This is a genomic window from Cellulosimicrobium sp. NPDC055967, from assembly GCF_042269845.1.
Lineage (GTDB): Bacteria > Actinomycetota > Actinomycetes > Actinomycetales > Cellulomonadaceae > Cellulosimicrobium.
Genome location: NZ_JBHJYJ010000001.1, coordinates 250,202 through 268,322, shown reverse-complemented (window position 1 = coordinate 268,322; position 18,121 = coordinate 250,202). Strand labels below are relative to the sequence as shown.

The 18,121-nt window shown below is 73.9% G+C and carries 14 protein-coding genes and 2 pseudogenes; 8 read left to right on the top strand and 8 right to left on the bottom strand.

The annotated features are described in order from the left end of the window. Window positions 1-136: 136 nt before the first annotated feature. The 3 genes from ACFC2L_RS01140 to ACFC2L_RS01130 form a co-directional block, all read right to left on the bottom strand. Window positions 137-1,468 carry an ABC transporter substrate-binding protein gene (locus ACFC2L_RS01140; RefSeq protein WP_085388511.1) on the bottom strand — a complete coding sequence of 444 codons (1,332 nt, stop codon included), beginning with the start codon at window positions 1,466-1,468 and terminating at the stop codon, window positions 137-139. A gap of 110 nt (window positions 1,469-1,578) precedes the next feature. Next, complete coding sequence (locus ACFC2L_RS01135) at window positions 1,579-2,517, bottom strand: carbohydrate ABC transporter permease (protein ID WP_043654299.1); 939 nt, start codon at window positions 2,515-2,517, stop codon at window positions 1,579-1,581. Window positions 2,518-2,521: 4 nt separating this feature from the next. Continuing rightward, window positions 2,522-3,463 carry a carbohydrate ABC transporter permease gene (locus tag ACFC2L_RS01130; RefSeq protein WP_114553153.1) on the bottom strand — a complete coding sequence of 314 codons (942 nt, stop codon included), beginning with the start codon at window positions 3,461-3,463 and terminating at the stop codon, window positions 2,522-2,524. Between the two features lie 308 nt (window positions 3,464-3,771). On the opposite strand from ACFC2L_RS01130, the gene ACFC2L_RS01125 reads away from it, so the two are divergent. Further along, entirely contained in the window at window positions 3,772-4,773 is a 1,002-nt protein-coding gene (locus tag ACFC2L_RS01125) for a LacI family DNA-binding transcriptional regulator (RefSeq protein WP_043654319.1), read from the top strand. A 65-nt stretch (window positions 4,774-4,838) separates the two neighbouring features. After that, on the top strand, window positions 4,839-6,362 hold the full coding sequence (locus ACFC2L_RS01120) for an alpha-N-arabinofuranosidase (RefSeq protein WP_375822395.1): 1,524 nt from the start codon (window positions 4,839-4,841) through the stop codon (window positions 6,360-6,362). A gap of 41 nt (window positions 6,363-6,403) precedes the next feature. Here the strand turns inward: ACFC2L_RS01120 and ACFC2L_RS01115 are convergent, their stop codons facing one another. Next, window positions 6,404-7,633: an ROK family protein gene (locus ACFC2L_RS01115; protein WP_375822394.1), complete on the bottom strand. Its 1,230-nt coding sequence runs from the start codon at window positions 7,631-7,633 to the stop codon at window positions 6,404-6,406. A 102-nt stretch (window positions 7,634-7,735) separates the two neighbouring features. Here ACFC2L_RS01115 and xylA point away from each other — a divergent pair, with 102 nt between their 5' ends. Both xylA and ACFC2L_RS01105 read left to right on the top strand, forming a co-directional pair. Then, on the top strand, window positions 7,736-8,926 hold the full coding sequence (gene xylA, locus ACFC2L_RS01110) for a xylose isomerase (protein WP_375822393.1): 1,191 nt from the start codon (window positions 7,736-7,738) through the stop codon (window positions 8,924-8,926). A 1-nt stretch (window position 8,927) separates the two neighbouring features. Then, window positions 8,928-10,520: a xylulokinase gene (locus ACFC2L_RS01105; protein ID WP_375822392.1), complete on the top strand. Its 1,593-nt coding sequence runs from the start codon at window positions 8,928-8,930 to the stop codon at window positions 10,518-10,520. 96 nt (window positions 10,521-10,616) lie between these two features. Here ACFC2L_RS01105 and ACFC2L_RS01100 read toward each other — a convergent pair whose 3' ends face one another. Next, on the bottom strand, window positions 10,617-10,949 hold the full coding sequence (locus ACFC2L_RS01100) for a hypothetical protein (RefSeq protein WP_375822391.1): 333 nt from the start codon (window positions 10,947-10,949) through the stop codon (window positions 10,617-10,619). A 120-nt stretch (window positions 10,950-11,069) separates the two neighbouring features. Further along, window positions 11,070-11,531 carry a tRNA (cytidine(34)-2'-O)-methyltransferase gene (locus ACFC2L_RS01095; protein WP_375822756.1) on the bottom strand — a complete coding sequence of 154 codons (462 nt, stop codon included), beginning with the start codon at window positions 11,529-11,531 and terminating at the stop codon, window positions 11,070-11,072. A 147-nt stretch (window positions 11,532-11,678) separates the two neighbouring features. Here ACFC2L_RS01095 and ACFC2L_RS01090 point away from each other — a divergent pair, with 147 nt between their 5' ends. Continuing rightward, a complete protein-coding gene (locus ACFC2L_RS01090; protein WP_375822390.1) occupies window positions 11,679-12,074 on the top strand; it encodes a YybH family protein in 396 nt (131 codons plus the stop codon). 4 nt (window positions 12,075-12,078) lie between these two features. On the opposite strand, the pseudogene ACFC2L_RS01085 reads toward ACFC2L_RS01090, so the two are convergent. Beyond that, window positions 12,079-12,738, bottom strand: a pseudogene (locus ACFC2L_RS01085) (RNA polymerase sigma factor); the annotation flags it as partial. Window positions 12,739-12,775: 37 nt separating this feature from the next. On the opposite strand from ACFC2L_RS01085, the pseudogene ACFC2L_RS01080 reads away from it, so the two are divergent. Both ACFC2L_RS01080 and trpS read left to right on the top strand, forming a co-directional pair. Further along, a pseudogene (locus ACFC2L_RS01080) lies at window positions 12,776-13,048 on the top strand (EamA family transporter); the annotation flags it as partial. Window positions 13,049-13,241: 193 nt separating this feature from the next. Continuing rightward, window positions 13,242-14,369 carry a tryptophan--tRNA ligase gene (gene trpS / locus ACFC2L_RS01075; RefSeq protein WP_375822389.1) on the top strand — a complete coding sequence of 376 codons (1,128 nt, stop codon included), beginning with the start codon at window positions 13,242-13,244 and terminating at the stop codon, window positions 14,367-14,369. 104 nt (window positions 14,370-14,473) lie between these two features. Here trpS and ACFC2L_RS01070 read toward each other — a convergent pair whose 3' ends face one another. Continuing rightward, window positions 14,474-16,426, bottom strand: coding sequence for a phosphoenolpyruvate carboxykinase (GTP) (locus tag ACFC2L_RS01070; RefSeq protein WP_375822388.1), 1,953 nt, complete (start codon window positions 16,424-16,426; stop codon window positions 14,474-14,476). A 181-nt stretch (window positions 16,427-16,607) separates the two neighbouring features. Between ACFC2L_RS01070 and ACFC2L_RS01065 the strand changes: the two genes are divergently transcribed. Beyond that, on the top strand, window positions 16,608-18,053 hold the full coding sequence (locus ACFC2L_RS01065; protein ID WP_375822754.1) for a helix-turn-helix domain-containing protein: 1,446 nt from the start codon (window positions 16,608-16,610) through the stop codon (window positions 18,051-18,053). Window positions 18,054-18,121: the final 68 nt, after the last annotated feature.

The following is an 18,121-nucleotide window of genomic DNA, read 5'->3' as shown; positions in this document are numbered from 1 at the left end:
TCCCTGCGCGCGCGGGGGGCGGGGGGCGGCGGCGGCGCCGCCCCGCAGGCGCGCGCGCCCCCGGCGAGCCGGGGCCGGCCGGGGGGGGGGCCCCCCCCCCCCCCCCCCCACGACCGGGGGTGACGGTGTCAGCGCGTCACTCGTTGACGGTGAAGCCCTGGTCCTTGCCGTAGGTGACCGTGGCGTCCTGCCACGCGGTCAGCCCGTCGGCGAGCGGGGTGCCCGAGACGTAGGCCTTGCCGACGGTGTCGTTGAAGACGGAGTTCGCGTACACCTGGAACGGCAGGTACGCCCAGCCCTCGGCGACGTGCGCGGCGGAGTCCGCGAGGACCTCGTTGACCTTCTGGCCGCCGAAGTACTCGAACTCCTGCTGCGTGAAGTCGTCGGCCTCGAGCTCGGCGACGGTCGCGGGGAACGCGCCCTCGGCGACGCGGGTCGCGATCCCGTCACCGACCGTCGCGTACTCGAGGAACGCCCACGCGAGGTCCTGGTTCTTGCTCGCCGCCGGGATGGCGAGCGAGCTGCCACCGTTCTCGGAGGTGACGTCGGCGCCGGACTCCCACTGCGGCATGGGCGCGACGGCCCAGTCGCCCGAGGCGGACTCGACCGAGGTCTCGAGGTTGCCGCGCATCCAGGCGCCGATCACGAGGCTCGCGATCGACCCGTCGGCGAGGCCCTGGTACCACTCGTCGCTCCACGACGTGACGGGCGCGACGAGGTCCTCGTCGATCATCTGCTGCCACGTCGTCGCGAACTTCTGCGTGCCCTCGTCGGAGAAGTCGACGGTGACGTCGGTCCCGTCGACCTGGTAGGGGCGCCCGCCGGCCTGCCAGATCATGGAGGTCGTGAAGCCGGCGTCGCCCGTGTCGTTGGTGAGGTACGCGCCGGGGTCGGCGGCGTGCAGCGCCCGGGCGGCCTCGACGTACTCGTCCCACGTCGTCGGTACCGCGATGCCGTGCTCGTCGAACACGCGCTTGTTGTAGAAGAGCGCCATCGGGCCGGAGTCGGTCGGCAGCGCGTAGACGCCGTCGCCCTGCGTCACGGCGTCCCACGGGCCGGGCGTGAACGTGCCGTCGAGGTCGTCGGCCCCGTAGGACGAGAGGTCGGTGAGCGCCTCGGAGAGCGCGAACTGCGGGAGGGCGTAGAACTCGATCTGCGCGACGTCGGGCACGCCGGAGCCGGCGGCGATCGCGTTCTGGAGGGCCGTGTACTGGTCGTTGCCGGTGCCGGCGTTGACGATGTCGACCGTCACCCCGGGGTTCTCCTCCTCGAAGTCGGCGGCGACGCTCTCCAGCGTGGGGTCCCAGGCCCACACGGTGATCGTGCCGCCCTCCTCGAGGGCGCTCTCCGCGTCGTCGGAGCTCCCGCCGCCCGACCCGCCGCTGCAGGCGGTGAGCACGAGGGCGAGGACGCCGGTGGCGGCGATGGCGGCGGTCGCTCGGCGCGACCTGCGGGTGATGGGGGACATGCGGGTTCCTCTCACTTCGTCGTCAGACGGACGGGTGGTGCGTGGGGTGGTGCGGGTGGGGGTGTGCGCCGGGGTGCCGGCGGGTGGGTGGACGGTCCGGCGTCGGACCGTCACTCCTTGACCGAGCCGGCCGCGAGGCCGGACTGCCAGTAGCGCTGCAGGAACAGGAACGCGATCACGAGGGGCAGGATCGTCAGGACCGCGCCGGTGATGACGAGGTTGAAGATCGCCTGCCCGCCCGCGGTGGCCGCCTGGGCGTTCCACGCGTTGAGCCCGAGGGTCAGCGGGTACCAGTCGGGGTCCTTGAGCATGATCAGCGGCAGGAAGTAGTTGTTCCAGGTCGCGACCATGGTGAAGAGCAGGACGGTGACGATGCCGGGCGCGAGCAGCGGCAGGGACACCTGGAAGAACGTGCGGGCCTCGTTGGCGCCGTCGACGCGGGCGGCCTCCAGCAGCTCCTGGGGCACCGACTCGGCGGCGTAGGTCCACATGAGGTAGAGGCCGAACGGGGAGATCAGCGACGGGATGATCACGGCCCAGGGAGTGTTCGTCAGGCCCATCTGGCTGAACATGAGGAACGTCGGCACGGCGAGCGCCGTGCCCGGCACCGCGACGGCGCCGATGACGGTCGCGAACACGCCTCGCTTGCCGGGGAAGTCGAACTTGGCGAGCGCGTACCCGCCCATCACGGCGAGGAACGTGGCCCCGCCGGCGCCCACGACCACGTAGAGCAGGGTGTTGGCGAGCCAGCGGACGAAGATGCCGTCGTCGTAGGTGAGCGTCTGGACGACGTTGTCGACCAGCGCGAACTCGCTGCCGAACCACAGCCCGAAGCTGTCGAAGAGGTCGGGCTGGGTCTTCGTCGCGTTGACGACGAGCCAGACGAGCGGGACGAGCGAGTACACGAGCACGACGCCGGTCAGGACGGTGAGCAGCACGCTGCGGCGGGGCTTGTCGGCGGAGTACGCGGCACGCCGGGGCGTGCGGAGGCGGACGGGCTTCGGTCCGGGGCGGGACGCTGCGGAGGCCGTGGGGGTCGCGGTGGTCATGGTCTCAGGCCTCCTTGCGCATGCCGCGGAGCTGGACCACGTAGGCGACGATCATCGTGACGACGCCCATGATGATCGCGACCGTGGCCGAGTAGTTGTACTGCTGCCCGGAGAAGGACAGCGAGTACGCGTACAGGTTCGGGGTGAAGTACGTCGTGATCGCGTTCGGGGCGAGCGCCTGCAGGATGCTCGGCTCGTTGAAGAGCTGGAAGGAGCCGATGATCGAGAAGATCGTCGCGATGACCAGCGCGCCGCGGATCGCGGGCAGCTTGATCGCCGAGATGATGCGCCACTGGCTGGCCCCGTCGAGCTCCGCGGCCTCGTACAGCGACGTGGGGATCACCCGCAGCGCCGAGTAGAAGATGAGCATGTTGTAGCCCACGAACTCCCAGGTCACGATGTTGCCGATCGAGGCGAGCACGAGGTCGGGGGAGAGCGGGTTGGGCAGCGAGACGCCGAGCGCGTCGTTGATGTTGCCGACGAGCCCGAACCGCGTGCCGTACATGAAGCCCCACATGAGCGTCGCGACGACGGCCGGGACGGCGTACGGCAGGAAGATCGAGATGCGGAAGAACGACTTGCCGTAGAGCCGGCCGCTGTCGATCGCGAGGGCGACGAGCAGCGCGAGGCCGAGCATGATCGGCACCTGGACCACGAGGAAGAGGCTGACGCGCCCGAGCGCCTCCCAGAACTGCGGGTCCGAGAACGCCCGGGCGTAGTTGTCGAGACCCACGAAGTGCGTGCCGCCGACCATCTGCGTGCGGAACAGGCTCAGGTACAGGGAGTACGCGATGGGTGCGAGGAACACCAGGGCGAACACGGCCATGAACGGACCCACGAAGCCCCAGCCGACCCACGAGCGCCGGTGGCGTCGGGTGCGGGGGGACGAAGGTGCGTCGACCGATGGCAGGGACGCTCCTGCCACGGGTGGGGACGTCGTCGTCATGCTGTGTCCTCGTCGTCGGGGGAAGGGGACGCCGGTCGTCGCCCTTGTTTACGCAAACATCAGCATGCACGACATTCGATGTTTGCGCAAACATCGCTTAGGGTGGTCGACGTCGGCGCGACGGCGCCGAACCAGCGCTGGAGCTGTGCCGCCACTGACCGCGAGGACGACGGATGACCAACCGGCTCGACGACGACGCCCCCGTCACGACGACGGCGCCGCAGCGGCGGACCGCTCCGGTCGCCGAGACGGTCCCCGCCGTCGAGCCGGCCCGGGCCCGCCGGCCGCACGACGTCCGCCGCGTGTCGATGGCCGACGTCGCCCGGATGGCCGGGGTGTCCGCGCAGACCGTGTCGCGCGTCGCCAACGGGCACCCCGGGGTCGTGGAGGAGACGCGCACCCGCGTGCTCGCCGCGATGGCCGAGCTCGACTACCGGCCGAACAGCGCGGCCCGCGCGCTCAAGAGCGGCACGTTCCGGACCATCGGCGTGATCCTCTTCTCGCTCGCGACCACGGGCAACGTCCGCACGCTCGAGGCCATCGCGACGTCCGCGGCCGCCCAGGGCTACGCGATCACCGTCATCCCCGTCGCCGCGCCGACCCAGGGTGGCGTGCACGGCGCGTTCACGCGCCTCGGCGAGCTGGCCGTCGACGCGATCATCCTCCTCATGGAGGTGCACCTGCTCGACGTGGCGCGAGTCAACCTCCCGCCCGGGGTGAAGGTCGTGGTCGCCGACTCCGACGCCGGCGACGCGTACGCCGTCGTCGACACGGACCAGGCGGACGGCACCCGCCAGGCGGTGCAGCACCTGCTCGACCTCGGCCACCGCACCGTCCACCACCTCGCCGGCCCGGAGAGCTCCTTCGCGGCCGAGCGCCGGGCCGTCGCGTGGCGCGAGACGCTGGAGCGCGCCGGCCGTCCGGTGCCCGAGCCGGAGCGGGGCGACTGGTCGCCCGCGTCGGGCTACGAGGCCGGGCGGCGGCTCGCCGAGGACGACGACGTGACCGCGGTGTTCGTCGCGAACGACCAGATGGCGCTCGGGCTCGTGCGCGCCCTGCACGACGCGGGCCGGCGCGTGCCGCAGGACGTGAGCGTCGTCGGGTTCGACGACCTGCCCGAGTCGAGCGAGTTCCTGCCGCCCCTGACGACCGTCCACCAGGACTTCGCCGAGGTGGGGCGTCGGTGCGTCGAGCAGGTCCTGCGCCAGGTGCACGACGGCGTCGCCGAGACCGGGACGCGGCTCGTGCCCACCCGTCTCGTCGAGCGCGCGAGCACCGCACCCCCGCCCGCCGCGGCCACACGTCGCTGAGCGTCGCCCGCGCACCGCAGAGCCCCGCCGTCGACCCGTCGGCACCGACCCACGAGACGAGGACCATGACCCACGCACGCATCCAGATCGATCCGGACGACGCCGTGGGCGCCGTCTCTCCGCGGCTGTTCGGCACGTTCGTCGAGCACATGGGGCGCTGCGTGTACGGGGGGATCCACGACCCCGGGCACCCCTCGGCCGACGCCGACGGCTTCCGCGGCGACGTGCTCGAGCTCGTGCGCGAGCTGGGTGCGACGGTCGTGCGCTACCCGGGCGGGAACTTCGTCTCCGGTTTCCGGTGGGAGGACTCCGTCGGCCCGCGCGAGCAGCGCCCGGTCCGGCTGGACGCCGCCTGGCACAGCATCGAGACCAACCAGGTCGGGCTGCACGAGTTCGCCGGGTGGGCCGAGCGCGCGGGGCTCGAGGTCATGATGGCGGTCAACCTCGGCACGCGCGGCGCGGCCGAGGCGGCGCAGCTCCTCGAGTACTGCAACCACCCGGGCGGTACCGCGCTGTCCGACGAGCGTCGGGCGAACGGCGCGCCGGACCCGTTCGGCTTCCGCCTGTGGTGCCTCGGCAACGAGATGGACGGCGACTGGCAGATCGGCCACAAGACGGCCCACGAGTACGGCCGGCTCGCGGCCGAGACCGCGCGGCTGATGCGCTTCGTCGACCCGACGGTCGAGCTCGTCGCGGCGGGGTCGTCGTCGGCCGACCAGCCGACGTTCGGGGACTGGGAGCGCGAGGTGGTCCGCCAGACCGCCGGGCTCGTCGACCACGTGTCGCTGCACGCCTACTACGAGGAGACCCCGGGCGACCTGCCCTCCTTCCTCGCGTCCGGCGTCGGGCTCGACCGCTACATCGCGACCGTCGCGGAGATCCTCGACGAGGAGGAGGCGGCGCTCGGCGACCGGATGCAGGGTCGGCGGCTCGGCATCAGCGTCGACGAGTGGAACGTGTGGTACCTCGACCGCTTCAACGAGCGGGACAAGGAGCCGCTGCTGACGGGCGCGTGGAACGTCGCGCCGCGGATCATCGAGGACGAGTACGCGGTGGCGGACGCCGTCGTCGTCGGGAGCCTGCTCAACTCGCTCGTCCGGCACGCGGACCGGGTCTCGATGGCGAACCAGGCGCAGCTCGTCAACGTCATCGCGCCGATCCGCACCGAGCCCGACACCGACGCGTGGCGGCAGACCATCTTCTGGCCCTTCGCGATCACGGCCGCCCGTGCGCGGGGCGCCGCGCTGCGCGTCGCCGCGGACTGCCCGACCGTCCCGACCGCCGCGTACGGCGACGTGCCCGTCGTCGACGTCTCCGCGACGACGACCGCCGACGGTCGTGTCGAGGTGTTCTGCGTGAACCGTGACCCGGAGCACCCTGTCGAGGTCACGCTCGCCGCGGGCGGGGTGCGGGCGGTGCGCGACGCCGTCGTGCTGACGGTCCCCGAGGGGCACGACCGGTTCGTGACCAACACGCGGGACGCGCAGCCCGTCCGCCCCGTGCCGCTCGGCGCGCGCGTCGAGGATGGCGAGGTGCGGCTGACGCTCCCGGCGCTCTCGTGGGCGGCGGTCGGGCTCGACCTGGCCTGACGCGGGCCCCTGGGCGCGCACCACCGGCGCGCGCCCGGGGATCAGTCCTCGGCGACCCAGGCGCTCGGGTCCTCGACGACGGCGCGCAGGACCTCGCGCGCGCCGCCGGTGAGGGCCGCGTGGTCGCCGACCGGGGCGGGGAGCAGGACGACGTCCGTCCACGGGGCGGCGAGGACGCGCGTGCGCAGCTCGGCCTCGGCCGCGCCGCGCAGGTACGGCAGGAGCGCGGGGTAGATGCCGCCGAGCAGGACGGTGTCGATGTCGACGAGGTTCACGTAGTCGGCGAGCGCGCTGCCGAGCGCGGTCCCGGCCTGCTCGACGACGGCGAGCGCGGCGGGCTCCGCGGCGTCGAGCGCGGCGACGAGCGTCTCGGTGGGGGCGTCGACCGGCAGGCCCGCACCGCGCAGGAGCGCGTCCTTGCCCGCGTACTGCTCGAGGCAGCCGGTCGCGCCGCAGCGGCAGCGTGGGCCGCGCGGGTCCACGACGACGTGCCCGACCTCGCCGGTCCAGCCGTGGCGGCCGTGGAAGAGCCGGCGGTCGACGACGATCGCGGAGCCGATGCCGACGTCGCCCGACACGTAGAGGTAGGTGGACGGTGCGGGCTCGGTCGCGTCGTCGGGCACGACGCCGCGGCTCGCCTGGGCGAGCGCGGCGAGCTTGGCCTCGTTGCCGATCTCGACGGGGACGTCCGGGTCGAGGCCGAGGAGGCGGACGGGGTCGAGGTGGGACCAGCCGAGGTTAGGCGCGACCTCGAGCCGTCCGGCGCGCGTGTCGACGAGGCCGGGGAGGGCGAGGCGGGCTCCCGCGACCGTCATGCCGTCGGCGCGGACGGTCGCGAGGAGGTCCTGCGCGATGCGACCGAGCCGGGCGAGCACCTCGGCGGGGTCGCTGTCGTGCAGGTCGTCCGGGTCGACGTGCTCGGCGACGACGGCGCCGGTGAGGTCGAGCACGCGGCCGCCGAGGTAGTCGACGTTGACCTCGAGGCCGAGCCCGACGAGCGAGTGCGGCGCGGGCGCGAGGGGGACGGCGGGCCGTCCGGCGCGCTGCGGGGTCGCCGGCGGGAGCTCGGCGACGATGCCCGCGGCGACGAGCCGGTCCACGAGGGTCGAGACGGTCGCGCGCGTGAGGCCGCTCGCCGCGGCGATGTCGGCGCGCGAGCAGGGGTGGGCGGACTCGAAGACCGCGCGGGCGACGAGGGCGAGGTTGTGCTCGCGCAGCGTGGCCTGCCGTGCTGCTGGGGGACCCGTGCGGGTCGCGACGCTGCGGTTCACGGTCTTGACCTTACCGACCCGGGCGGATAAGTTCATCCGTAAGACAAAAATAGGCCGTCGACGCGAGGACCGCGTCACGGCCCTCTCGACGAGGAGACCACCGTGGCCGACGAGACCACCCGGCACGACGCAGACATCAACTTCTCCTTCGGTCTGTGGACCGTGGGCTGGACCGCGCAGGACCAGTTCGGCAGCGCGAGCCGTCCCGCGCTCGACCCGGCCGAGTCCGTGCGCCGCCTGGCCGACCTCGGCGCGTGGGGCTTCACGTTCCACGACGACGACGTCGTGCCGTTCGGCGCGGACGACGCCGAGCGCACCAAGCGCCTCGACTCCGTGCGCCAGGCGGCGCAGGACACGGGCCTGGTCATCGAGATGGTGACGACGAACCTGTTCAGCCACCCCGTGTTCAAGGACGGCGGCCTCACGTCGAACGACCGCGGCGTGCGCCGCTACGCGCTGCGCAAGGTGCTGCGCAACGTCGACCTCACGGCCGAGCTGGGCGCCAAGACGTTCGTCATGTGGGGTGGCCGCGAGGGCACCGAGTACGACGGCGCCAAGGACCTGCACTCCGCGCACGAGCGCTACGCCGAGGGCCTCGACCTCACGGCGGCGTACATCAAGGAGAAGGGCTACGACCTCAAGATCGCGCTCGAGCCCAAGCCGAACGAGCCCCGCGGCGACATCTTCCTGCCGACCATCGGCCACGCGCTCGGCCTCATCGCCAAGCTCGACAACGGCGACATCGTGGGCCTCAACCCGGAGACGGGCCACGAGCAGATGGCGGGCCTCAACTACACGCACGGCCTCGCGCAGGCGCTGTGGGCGGGCAAGCTCTTCCACATCGACCTCAACGGCCAGCGCTCGATCAAGTTCGACCAGGACCTCGTGTTCGGCCACGGCGACCTGCTCTCGGCGTTCTTCACGGTCGACCTGCTCGAGAACGGCTTCCCGAACGGCGGCCCCACGTACACGGGCCCGCGCCACTTCGACTACAAGCCGTCGCGCACCGAGAACGAGGTCGGCGTGTGGGACTCCGCGCGCGCCAACATGGAGACCTACCGCCTGCTCGCGCGCAAGGCCGCGGCGTACCGCGCCGACAGCCGCGTCCAGGAGGCGTTCGCGCACTCCGGCGTGTTCGAGCTCGGCCAGTCCACGCTCGGCGAGGGCGAGTCCGTCGCCGACCTGCTCGCGGACCGCAGCGCGTACGAGGACTTCGACGTCGACGCCGCGGCGAACCGCGACTTCGGCTTCGTGCGCCTCAACCAGCTCGCGCTCGAGCACCTGATCGGCTGAGGTGACGACCGACGCCCGGACGTCCGACGCCGGCGGCGAGCGCACGCTCGTCGCCGGCGTCGACACGTCCACGCAGTCCTGCAAGGTCGTCGTGCGCGACGCCGCGACGGGCGCCCTCGTGCGCACGGGCTCGGCCAAGCACCCCGACGGCACGGAGGTCCACCCCGACGCGTGGTGGGCCGCGTTCCGCGAGGCCGCCTCCGCGGCGGGCGGGCTCGACGACGTCGCGGCGCTCGCCGTCGGCGGCCAGCAGCACGGGCTCGTCGCGCTCGACGCGGACGGGAACGTGGTGCGCGACGCGCTCCTGTGGAACGACACGCGCTCGGCGCCCGCGGCGCGCGACCTGATCCGTGAGCTCGGCGAGGCCCGCCTCGCCGAGGGCGTCCCCGACGCCCACGACCGGGTCGAGTCCGCGACCGAGGCCGGCGCGCAGGCGTGGGCCGACGCGATCGGGTCGGTGCCGGTCGCCTCGCTCACCGTGACCAAGCTGCGCTGGCTGCGCGACGCCGAGCCCGAGAACGCGGCGCGCGTCGCCGCCGTCGCGCTGCCGCACGACTGGCTCACGTGGCGCATCGCCGGGTACGGCCCGGCGGGCGACGAGTCCGCGCCGCTCGGCCCGGACCTCGACGCGCTCGTCACCGACGCGTCCGACGCGTCGGGCACGGGGTACTACGACGCGACCCGCGGCGACGGTGACGACGGACGGGGCGCGTACCGCCTCGACCTGCTGGAGCTCGCGTTCGGGCGGACGGACGTCGTGCTGCCGCGCGTCGTCGCGCCGTCGGCCGTGGCGGGCGTCGCGCACGCCTCGGTCGCAGGCAGCGCCGTCGAGGGCGGCACGCTCCTCGGCCCCGGCGCGGGCGACAACGCGGGCGCGGCCCTCGGCCTCGGCATGGTCGCGGGCGACGTGGCGGTGTCGATCGGCACGTCGGGCGTCGTGTCCGCGGTGACCGACGACCGCACCGCCGACGGGTCGGGCCTCGTCAACGGGTTCTCCGACGCGACGGGTCGGTACCTGCTGCTCGCGGTGACGCTCAACGCGAGCCGCGTGCTCGACGCGGCGCGCGCCGTCCTCGGCGTCGACCACGCGGGGCTGTCGCGGCTCGCGCTCCAGGCGCCCCCCGGCGCGGACGGGCTCGTGCTCGTGCCGTACCTGGAGGGCGAGCGCATGCCCAACCGTCCGGACGCGTCGGGCACGCTGCACGGGATCCGGCTCGGCACGTCGACGCCGGAGCACCTCGCGCGCGCGTACGTCGAGGGCATGCTGTGCGGCCTCGCGGACGGGCTCGACGCGCTGCGGGCGCTCGGCGTCCGGGTCGAGCGCGTGCAGCTCATCGGCGGCGGCGCGCAGTCCGAGGCGGTCCGGCGCATCGCGCCGCAGGTCCTCGGCCTGCCCGTCACGGTCCCCGAGCCCGGCGAGTACGTGGCCGACGGCGCCGCGCGCCAGGCCGCGTGGGTCCTCGCCGCGCACAAGGCCGGCCCGGGGGCGGACGTCGCGCCGCCCACCTGGGCCGCGTCGTCGGCCACGGTGGTCGAGGCCGACCCGGTCCCGGCGATCCGCGACCAGTACGCAGCGGTCCGCGACCTCGTCTGACCGGACCGTCAACCCCGCACTGCGGGCATGAAATGGGCCTGGTCTCCGTCAGGAGACCAGGCCCATTTCATGCCCACACCACCGGGGTAGGGGTGGTCAGAGCACGCGGACGACGGGTCCCGTCACGCCACCCTTGCGGCCCACCGCGGCAGCGCCGGTCACGCCCCACACCGGTCCCTCGATCGTCACCGACGCGACGCTCGTCGTCGAGACCGAGCGGTTGAGGTTCATCCCGTAGGCGTAGCCGTACACCTCGAGCAGCACCCAGTCGCACGTGCCCGCGCTGACGGTGAAGACGTTCCCGGACCGGGTGACGTCGAACGAGCACACGCCGCCGTCGTAGGGGGCCGCGCTCGCCGAGGGCGCGATCGCGACGGCGGCGGCAGCGAGGGCGGAGACGGCCAGGGCGCGCAGTCGGATGGTTCGCATGGAGCTCCTTTGCTCAGGTGTGAAGGCCGGGATCGGCTCGGCCACAGTTCACCGTGGTGCAGCCCTGCCAGCAACTCGAGGAGTACGTAACTTTGACCTTCACCAGGTACGTGCTTTCCCTTACGCGCCGCCGGCGAACCCCGTCTGCCGCCACGCCTCGTAGACGGCGATCGACGCCGCGTTGGTGAGGTTGAGCGAGCGGCGCCCGGGGAGCATGGGGATCTTGAGCTGGTCCGTGATGCGCTCGTGGGCCAGCACGTCGTCGGGCAGGCCCGTGGGCTCGGGGCCGAACAGCAGGACGTCGTCCGGCCGGTAGGTCACGTCGGTGAACGACGTCGTCGCGCGCGTCGTGAACGCGAAGACCCGGCCGGGAAGGGTCGCGAGCGCGCCGTCCAGGTCCGCGTGGACCTCGACGGACGCGAGGTCGTGGTAGTCCAGGCCCGCGCGGCGCAGCTTGGGCTCGTCCAGGTCGAACCCGAGCGGCTCGACGAGGTGCAGACGTGCCCCGGTCACCGCCGCGAGCCGGATCGCGTTGCCCGTGTTGCCGGGGATGCGCGGCTCGAAGAACACCACGTGGGGCAGGGTCGACGGCGGTCGGGCGGCTGGGTCGGCGACGTGCGGCCGCCAGTCGGTGCGGGGGTCGGGGGTCTCGCTCACGCACCGATTCTCGCAGCGTCGCGGGACGGGTAGCGTCGGTGGGGCCGTCGACGAACGATCGAGGAGGCTCCCGTGGCTGAGGCCGTCCACCGCGAGGCCGTGATGGCCTGGGTCGCCGCGTACGAGGAGGCGTGGCGCGCGAACGACACGACCGCCGTCGAGCGCCTGTTCACCCCGGACGCGACGTACCTGCGCTCGCCCTACGACGACGAGCCCCTGCGCGGCCACGACGCGATCCGCGGCTTCTGGACCGCGGACGAGGGGGCGACGTTCACCGTGACCGCGGAGCCCGTCGCGGTGGACGGGCCGGACGCCGTCGTGCGCCTCGAGGTCCGGTACCTCGCGCCCCAGGAGCAGGAGTACCGCGACCTCTGGGTGCTCCGGTTCGCCCCGGACGGGCGCGTCGCGCACTTCGAGGAGTGGCCGTACTGGCCGGGCAGGTCGTACACGGCGTCCGACGCGTCGTAGCGCCTCACGTGCCGAGCGCGGCCGCCTTGCGGCGCAGCAGGTCCTGCTCGCGGGCGTTCGGGCAGAGCCGCACCGCGAGCGCGTACTCCGCGCGGGCCTCCTCGACGCGGCCCAGGCGGCCGAGCAGCTCCGCGCGCACGCTCGGCAGGAGGTGGAACCCGGGCAGACGGTCGGTCGCGACGAGCTCGTCGACGATCGGCAGCGCCGCCGCCGGACCGTGCGCCATCGCGACCGCGACGGCCCGGTTGAGCTCGACGACGGGCGACGGCGCGAGCCGTCCCAGCGCCTCGTAGAGCAGGACGACGCGATCCCAGTCCGTCTTCTCGACCGACGGGGCCACCGCGTGGCACTCGGCGATCGCGGCCTGGAGACCGTAGGCGCCGCGCCCGTGACCGGGCGGCCCGACCGCGTCGGCGTGGGCCAGCGCCGCGCGGCCACGCCGGATCGCGGACCGGTCCCACCGCCGTCGGTCCTGGTCGGCGAGCAGCACGGGGTCGCCGTCGGGCGTGGTGCGGGCGGGGAACCGCGCGGCGGTGAGCTCGAGGAGGGCGACCAGCGCGTGGGCCTCGTGCTCGTCGGGGACCAGTCCGGCGAGGACGCGCGCGAGCCGGAGCGCCTCGTGGGCGAGGTCGGGGCGCACCGCCCTCCTCCCGCTCGCCCCGGCGCTCGCGGCCGACACCGCCGCGGCGCCGCCGTCGTCGACGTGGGCCGTCGTGCTGCTCGGCCTCGGCTCGACGGCGGTCGCCTTCACGACGTGGGGGTACGCCCTTTCCCGCCTCAGCGCGGGCCGCGCCGCCGCGACGACGTACCTGGTCCCGCCGCTCGTCGTCGTGCTGTCCTGGCTCGTGCTCGCCGAGGTCCCCGCGGCCGTCACTCTCGCGGGCGGCGCGCTCTGCCTCGCCGGGGTCGCCATCGCGACGCTCCCGGCCCGCCGGGCCGTGCCCCCGGACCGGGCTCCCCGCCGCGCGACCTGACCCGGGCTCCGTCCCTGCGAGGCCCGCGGCGTAAGGTGGACGCATGATCACGCAGAGCTGGTGGTGGCTGCCCCCGCAGCCGTGACCAGTCCTGCCCACGTCCCGAGCTGCGCGCCGCAGCCGGGACGTCGTCACGTCCGGGCCCACCCGACCGGGCACGCGGCGCGCGGCTCCCCACCGAAGGAGAGCCACCATGACCACGACCCTCGCCGTCGCCGAGGCGACCCGCCCCGCGGCCGGAGCCGCGCCGTCGTCCACCGCGTCCGTCGCCGCAGCGCGCGAGCGGTCCGCGCAGATCGAGGCCCGCCTCGCGACCGACCCGTCCGGGTACCGCGTCCTCACCGGCGACCGCCCGACCGGCGCGCTGCACCTCGGCCACTACCTCGGCACGCTCGCCAACCGCGTGCGGCTCCAGGACGACGGCGTGGAGGTCGTGCTCGTCGTCGCCGACTACCAGGTCATCACCGACCGTGACGACGCCGGCGACCTGCCCGCCACCGTGCGGGAGGTCGTGCTCGACTACCTCGCCGCGGGGATCGACCCCGCGCGCACGACGATCTTCACGCACTCCGCGGTCCCGGCCCTCAACCAGCTCCTGCTGCCGTTCCTCAGCCTCGTCACGACGGCCGAGATCGAGCGCAACCCGACCGTGAAGGCCGAGGCCGTCGCCGCCGCGGCCCGGCAGGGACGGCCCATGAGCGGCCTGCTGTTCACCTACCCCGTGCACCAGGCCGCCGACATCCTGTTCTGCCACGGCAACCTCGTGCCCGGCGGGCAGGACCAGCTCCCGCACGTCGAGCTCACGCGCACCGTCGCACGCCGCTTCAACCAGCGCTACGCCGCCGCGGCGCCGTACTTCCCCGAGCCCGACGTGCTGCTCGCGCCCGCCCCCACCGTGCTCGGCACGGACGGTCGCAAGATGAGCAAGTCCGCGGGCAACGCGCTGGAGCTGCGCGACGACGAGGACGCGACCGCGCGCTTCGTCCGCCGCCACCGCACCGACTCCGAGCGGCACGTCACCTACGAGCCCGAGCGCCGCCCGGAGGTCGCGAACCTCCTCACGCTCGGCGCGTTCGCGGCCGGGACGACGCCGGAGGCGCTCGCGGACGAGGTCGGAGCGGCGGGCGCGGGACGGCTCAAGCAGGTGGTGACCGAGGCGCTCGTCGAGCACCTGCGTCCGCTGCGGGACCGACGCCGCGCGCTCGCCGCGGGCGACGGCCCCGACCCCCTCGACGTGCTCCGCGAGGGCAACGCCCGCGCGAACACCATCGCGGACCGCACCCTCGCCGACGTCCGCGACCTCATGGGCACGGCGTACTGACGGCGACGCGTCCCGCGCCGGACGATGCGCTCCGGTTCGAGTGCTGCACGGGGGAGTGCAGCGCTCGAACCGGAGCGCATCGGTCGGGCGGCTCTCGGCGGGGGCTACGCGCCGAGCCGGTCCCGCAGCCGGGCGAGCTGCGCCCAGAGCTCGTCGGGCACGCGGTTGCCGAACGTGTCGAAGAACTCGGCGGTCAGCTCGGCCTCGGCGAGCCACTGCTCGGGCGAGACGTCGAACAGGGCGTCGAGGTCGCCGTCGTCCATGTGGAGGCCGCCGAGCTCGAGCGCGCCCGGCGCGGGGAGCAGGCCGACGGGGCTCTTCACGGCGCCGGAGTCGGTGCGCACGCCGCGCGAGCGGTCGACCTGCGCCGCGATCCACGCCACCACGCGCGAGTTCTCGCCGAACCCGGGCCACAGGAAGCGGCCGTCGGCGTCCTTGCGGAACCAGTTGACCTGGAAGATCTTCGGCCGCTTGTCCGGGTCGAGCGATGCACCGACGCGCAGCCAGTGCGCCCAGTGGTCGGCCATGTTGTAGCCGCAGAAGGGCAGCATCGCGAACGGGTCGCGGCGCAGGGCGCCGACGGTGCCCTCGGCGGCGGCCGTCTGCTCGGAGGAGATGGTGGCGCCCATGAACACGCCGTGCTCCCAGCCGTACGCCTGCGCGACGAGGGGCACGTTGCTCGCGCGGCGCCCGCCGAACACGATCGCGTCGATCGGGACGCCCTCGGGGTCCTCCCACGAGTCGGCGATCGTCGGGCACTGCGCGGCGGAGACGGTGAACCGCGAGTTCGGGTGCGCGGCGGGACGGCCGGCGTCGGGCGTCCAGTCCTGGCCGGTCCAGTCGATCAGGTGCGCGGGCGGCTCGGGGGTCAGGCCCTCCCACCACACGTCGCCGTCGTCGGTGAGTGCGACGTTCGTGAAGATCGTGTCGCGCGCGAACGTCTCGACGGCGGCCGGGTTGGTCTCGACGCCGGTGCCGGGCGCGACGCCGAAGAAGCCCGCCTCGGGGTTGATGGCGCGCAGGCGGCCGTCGGGGCCGGGGCGCAGCCACGCGATGTCGTCGCCGATGGTCTCGACCGTCCAGCCGGGGATCGTCGGTCGCAGCATCGCGAGGTTCGTCTTGCCGCACGCCGACGGGAACGCGGCGGCGAGGTGGTACGCACGGCCCTCGGGCGACGTCGCCCGGATGAGCAGCATGTGCTCGGCGAGCCAGCCCTCGTCGCGCGCCATCGCGGACGCGATGCGCAGCGCGAAGCACTTCTTGCCGAGGAGCGCGTTGCCGCCGTACCCGGAGCCGTAGGACCAGATCTCGCGCGTCTCGGGGAAGTGGACGATGTACTTCGTGTCGTTGCACGGCCACGGCACGTCCTCGCGGACCGCGCCCGTGTCGTCGACCAGGGGCGCGCCCACCGAGTGGACGGCCGGGACGAACGGGGCGCCGGCGTCGATCAGGTCCATGACCTCCTGGCCGACGCGCGTCATGATCCCCATGCTCAGGACGACGTACGGCGAGTCGGTGACCTCGATGCCGACCTGCGAGATCGGCCCGCCGACCGGCCCCATCGAGAACGGGACGACGTACATGGTCCGGCCGCGCATCGAGCCGTCGAACACCCCGCGCAGCTCGGCGCGCATCGCCGCGGGCTCGCGCCAGTTGTTCGTCGGGCCGGCGTCGACCTCGGCGCGCGAGCAGATGAAGGTGCGCGACTCGACGCGCGCGACGTCGCTCGGGTCGGACCGCGCGAGGTAGCTGCCCGGCCGCAGGGCGGGATCGAGGGGGAGCAGCGTCCCGGCGTCGACGAGCAGGTCGGTGAGCCGCTGCTTCTCGGCCGCGGAGCCGTCGCACCACACGATCGCGTCGGGCTCGGTGAGGTTCGCGATCTCGCGCACCCACGCGCGGGCGTCGCGGGGGCGCGGGTCGCCGTCCGGCGAGCCGACGGCGGAGCCGGAGGTCGTGCCGGACGGCGCCCGGAGACCGGCGAGGTCGGTCTCCACGTCGTCGAGCAGCGCGGCGGACCGCGTGCGGCGCGTGCGGGCGGTGCGGGCGGCGGTGGTCATGAGGGTGCTCCCTGGGGTCGGCGGTGGCCTCGTGCTCCTTCCACCCTCACGCAGCAGCGCACGAACTTTCCCACCGGAACGCTGTGAAGATCCGTGGATCTTGACGTACTGTCAAGGGGTGACCAGCTCGCAGCCCCGCGTGCCTCCGCGCACCCCGCCCGGCCGCGGCCCCGACGAGCCCGTGCCGGCCGCGCCGCAGGCGGACCTCATCACGCTCGGGCGCCGGCTGCGCCACTTCCGCACGGCCCGCGGGCTCACGCTCGACGCGCTCGGAGCGGCGGTCGGCACCGCCCCGAGCCTGCTGTCGATGATCGAGAACGGGCGCCGCGAGCCGCGCCTGTCGCTCCTGCAGCACCTCGCCCAGGCGCTCGACGTCCCCGTGACCGACCTGCTCGCCGACGAGCCGCCGTCGCGCCGGGCCGCCCTGGAGATCGCGCTGGACCGCGCGCAGCGCGGGCCGCTGTTCGCCGGGCTGGGCCTGCCGTCCGTGAAGGCGAGCCAGAAGCTCCCGCTCCCCGTCCTGGAGAACCTCGTCGGGCTGCACGCCGAGCTCCAGCGCCGCGCGACGGAGGCCGTCGCGACCCCGGAGGAGGCGCGGCGCGCGAACACCGAGCTCCGCCTCGAGCGCCAGGCGCGCGACAACTACTACCCGGAGATCGAGGCCCTCGCGGAGGAGATGGCCCGCGCGGCCGGGTACACCGTCGGCGCGCTGACCCACCGGACGGTCGCGCGCATGGCGGAGCAGCTCGGCTTCACCATCTGGCACGTGGACGACCTGCCGCACTCGACGCGCACCGTCACGGACCTGGAGAACGGGCGCATCTACCTGCCGCCGGCGTCGATCCCCGGCGGCCACGGGCTGCGCTCGCTCGCCCTCCAGGCCATCGCGCACCGCGTCCTCGGGCACGAGCGGCCGCGCTCGTACGCGGAGTTCCTGCGCCAGCGCGTCGAGATCACGTACTTCGCGGCGTGCTGCCTCATCCCGCAGTCCGCCGCCGTCGAGTTCCTCGAGCGGCGCAAGCGCGAGAAGGACCTCGCGGTCGAGGACCTCCGCGACGCGTTCGGCGTGACGCACGAGGCCGCGGCGCAGCGCTTCACGAACCTCGCGACGGTGCACCTCGGTATCCCGCTGCACTTCCTGCGCGTGGGCGACGACGGCGCGCTGTTCCGGGGGTACGAGAACGACGGGCTGCCCCTGCCCGCCGACGTGACCGGCGCGATCGAGGGCCAGATGGTCTGCCGACGGTGGGCCGTCCGGGAGGCGTTCACGCGCCGCGACCGCGCGCAGGAGTCGTACCAGTACACGGACACGCCCGCCGGGACGTTCTGGTGCTCGACCCAGACCGGCACGACGACGACCGGCCAGTTCTCGATCGCCGTCGGGGTGCCCTTCGCGTCGGCGAAGTGGTTCCGCGGCCGGGACACGACCGTGCGGCGCCAGTCGTCGTGCCCGGACGAGTCGTGCTGCCGCCGCCCCGCCGCCGACGCGGCGACGCGCTGGGAGGACGCGTCGTGGCCGAGCGCCCGCATGCACCAGCACGTGCTCTCCGCGCTCCCGTCCGGCGCGTTCCCGGGCGTCGACGCGACAGAGGTCTACGCATTCCTGGCCAAGCACGCCCCGTCGTGACCCGTCACCCGCTGTGGGCGTGAAATGGGCTCGGTTGAAGCGCTTCAACCGAGCCCATTTCACGCCCA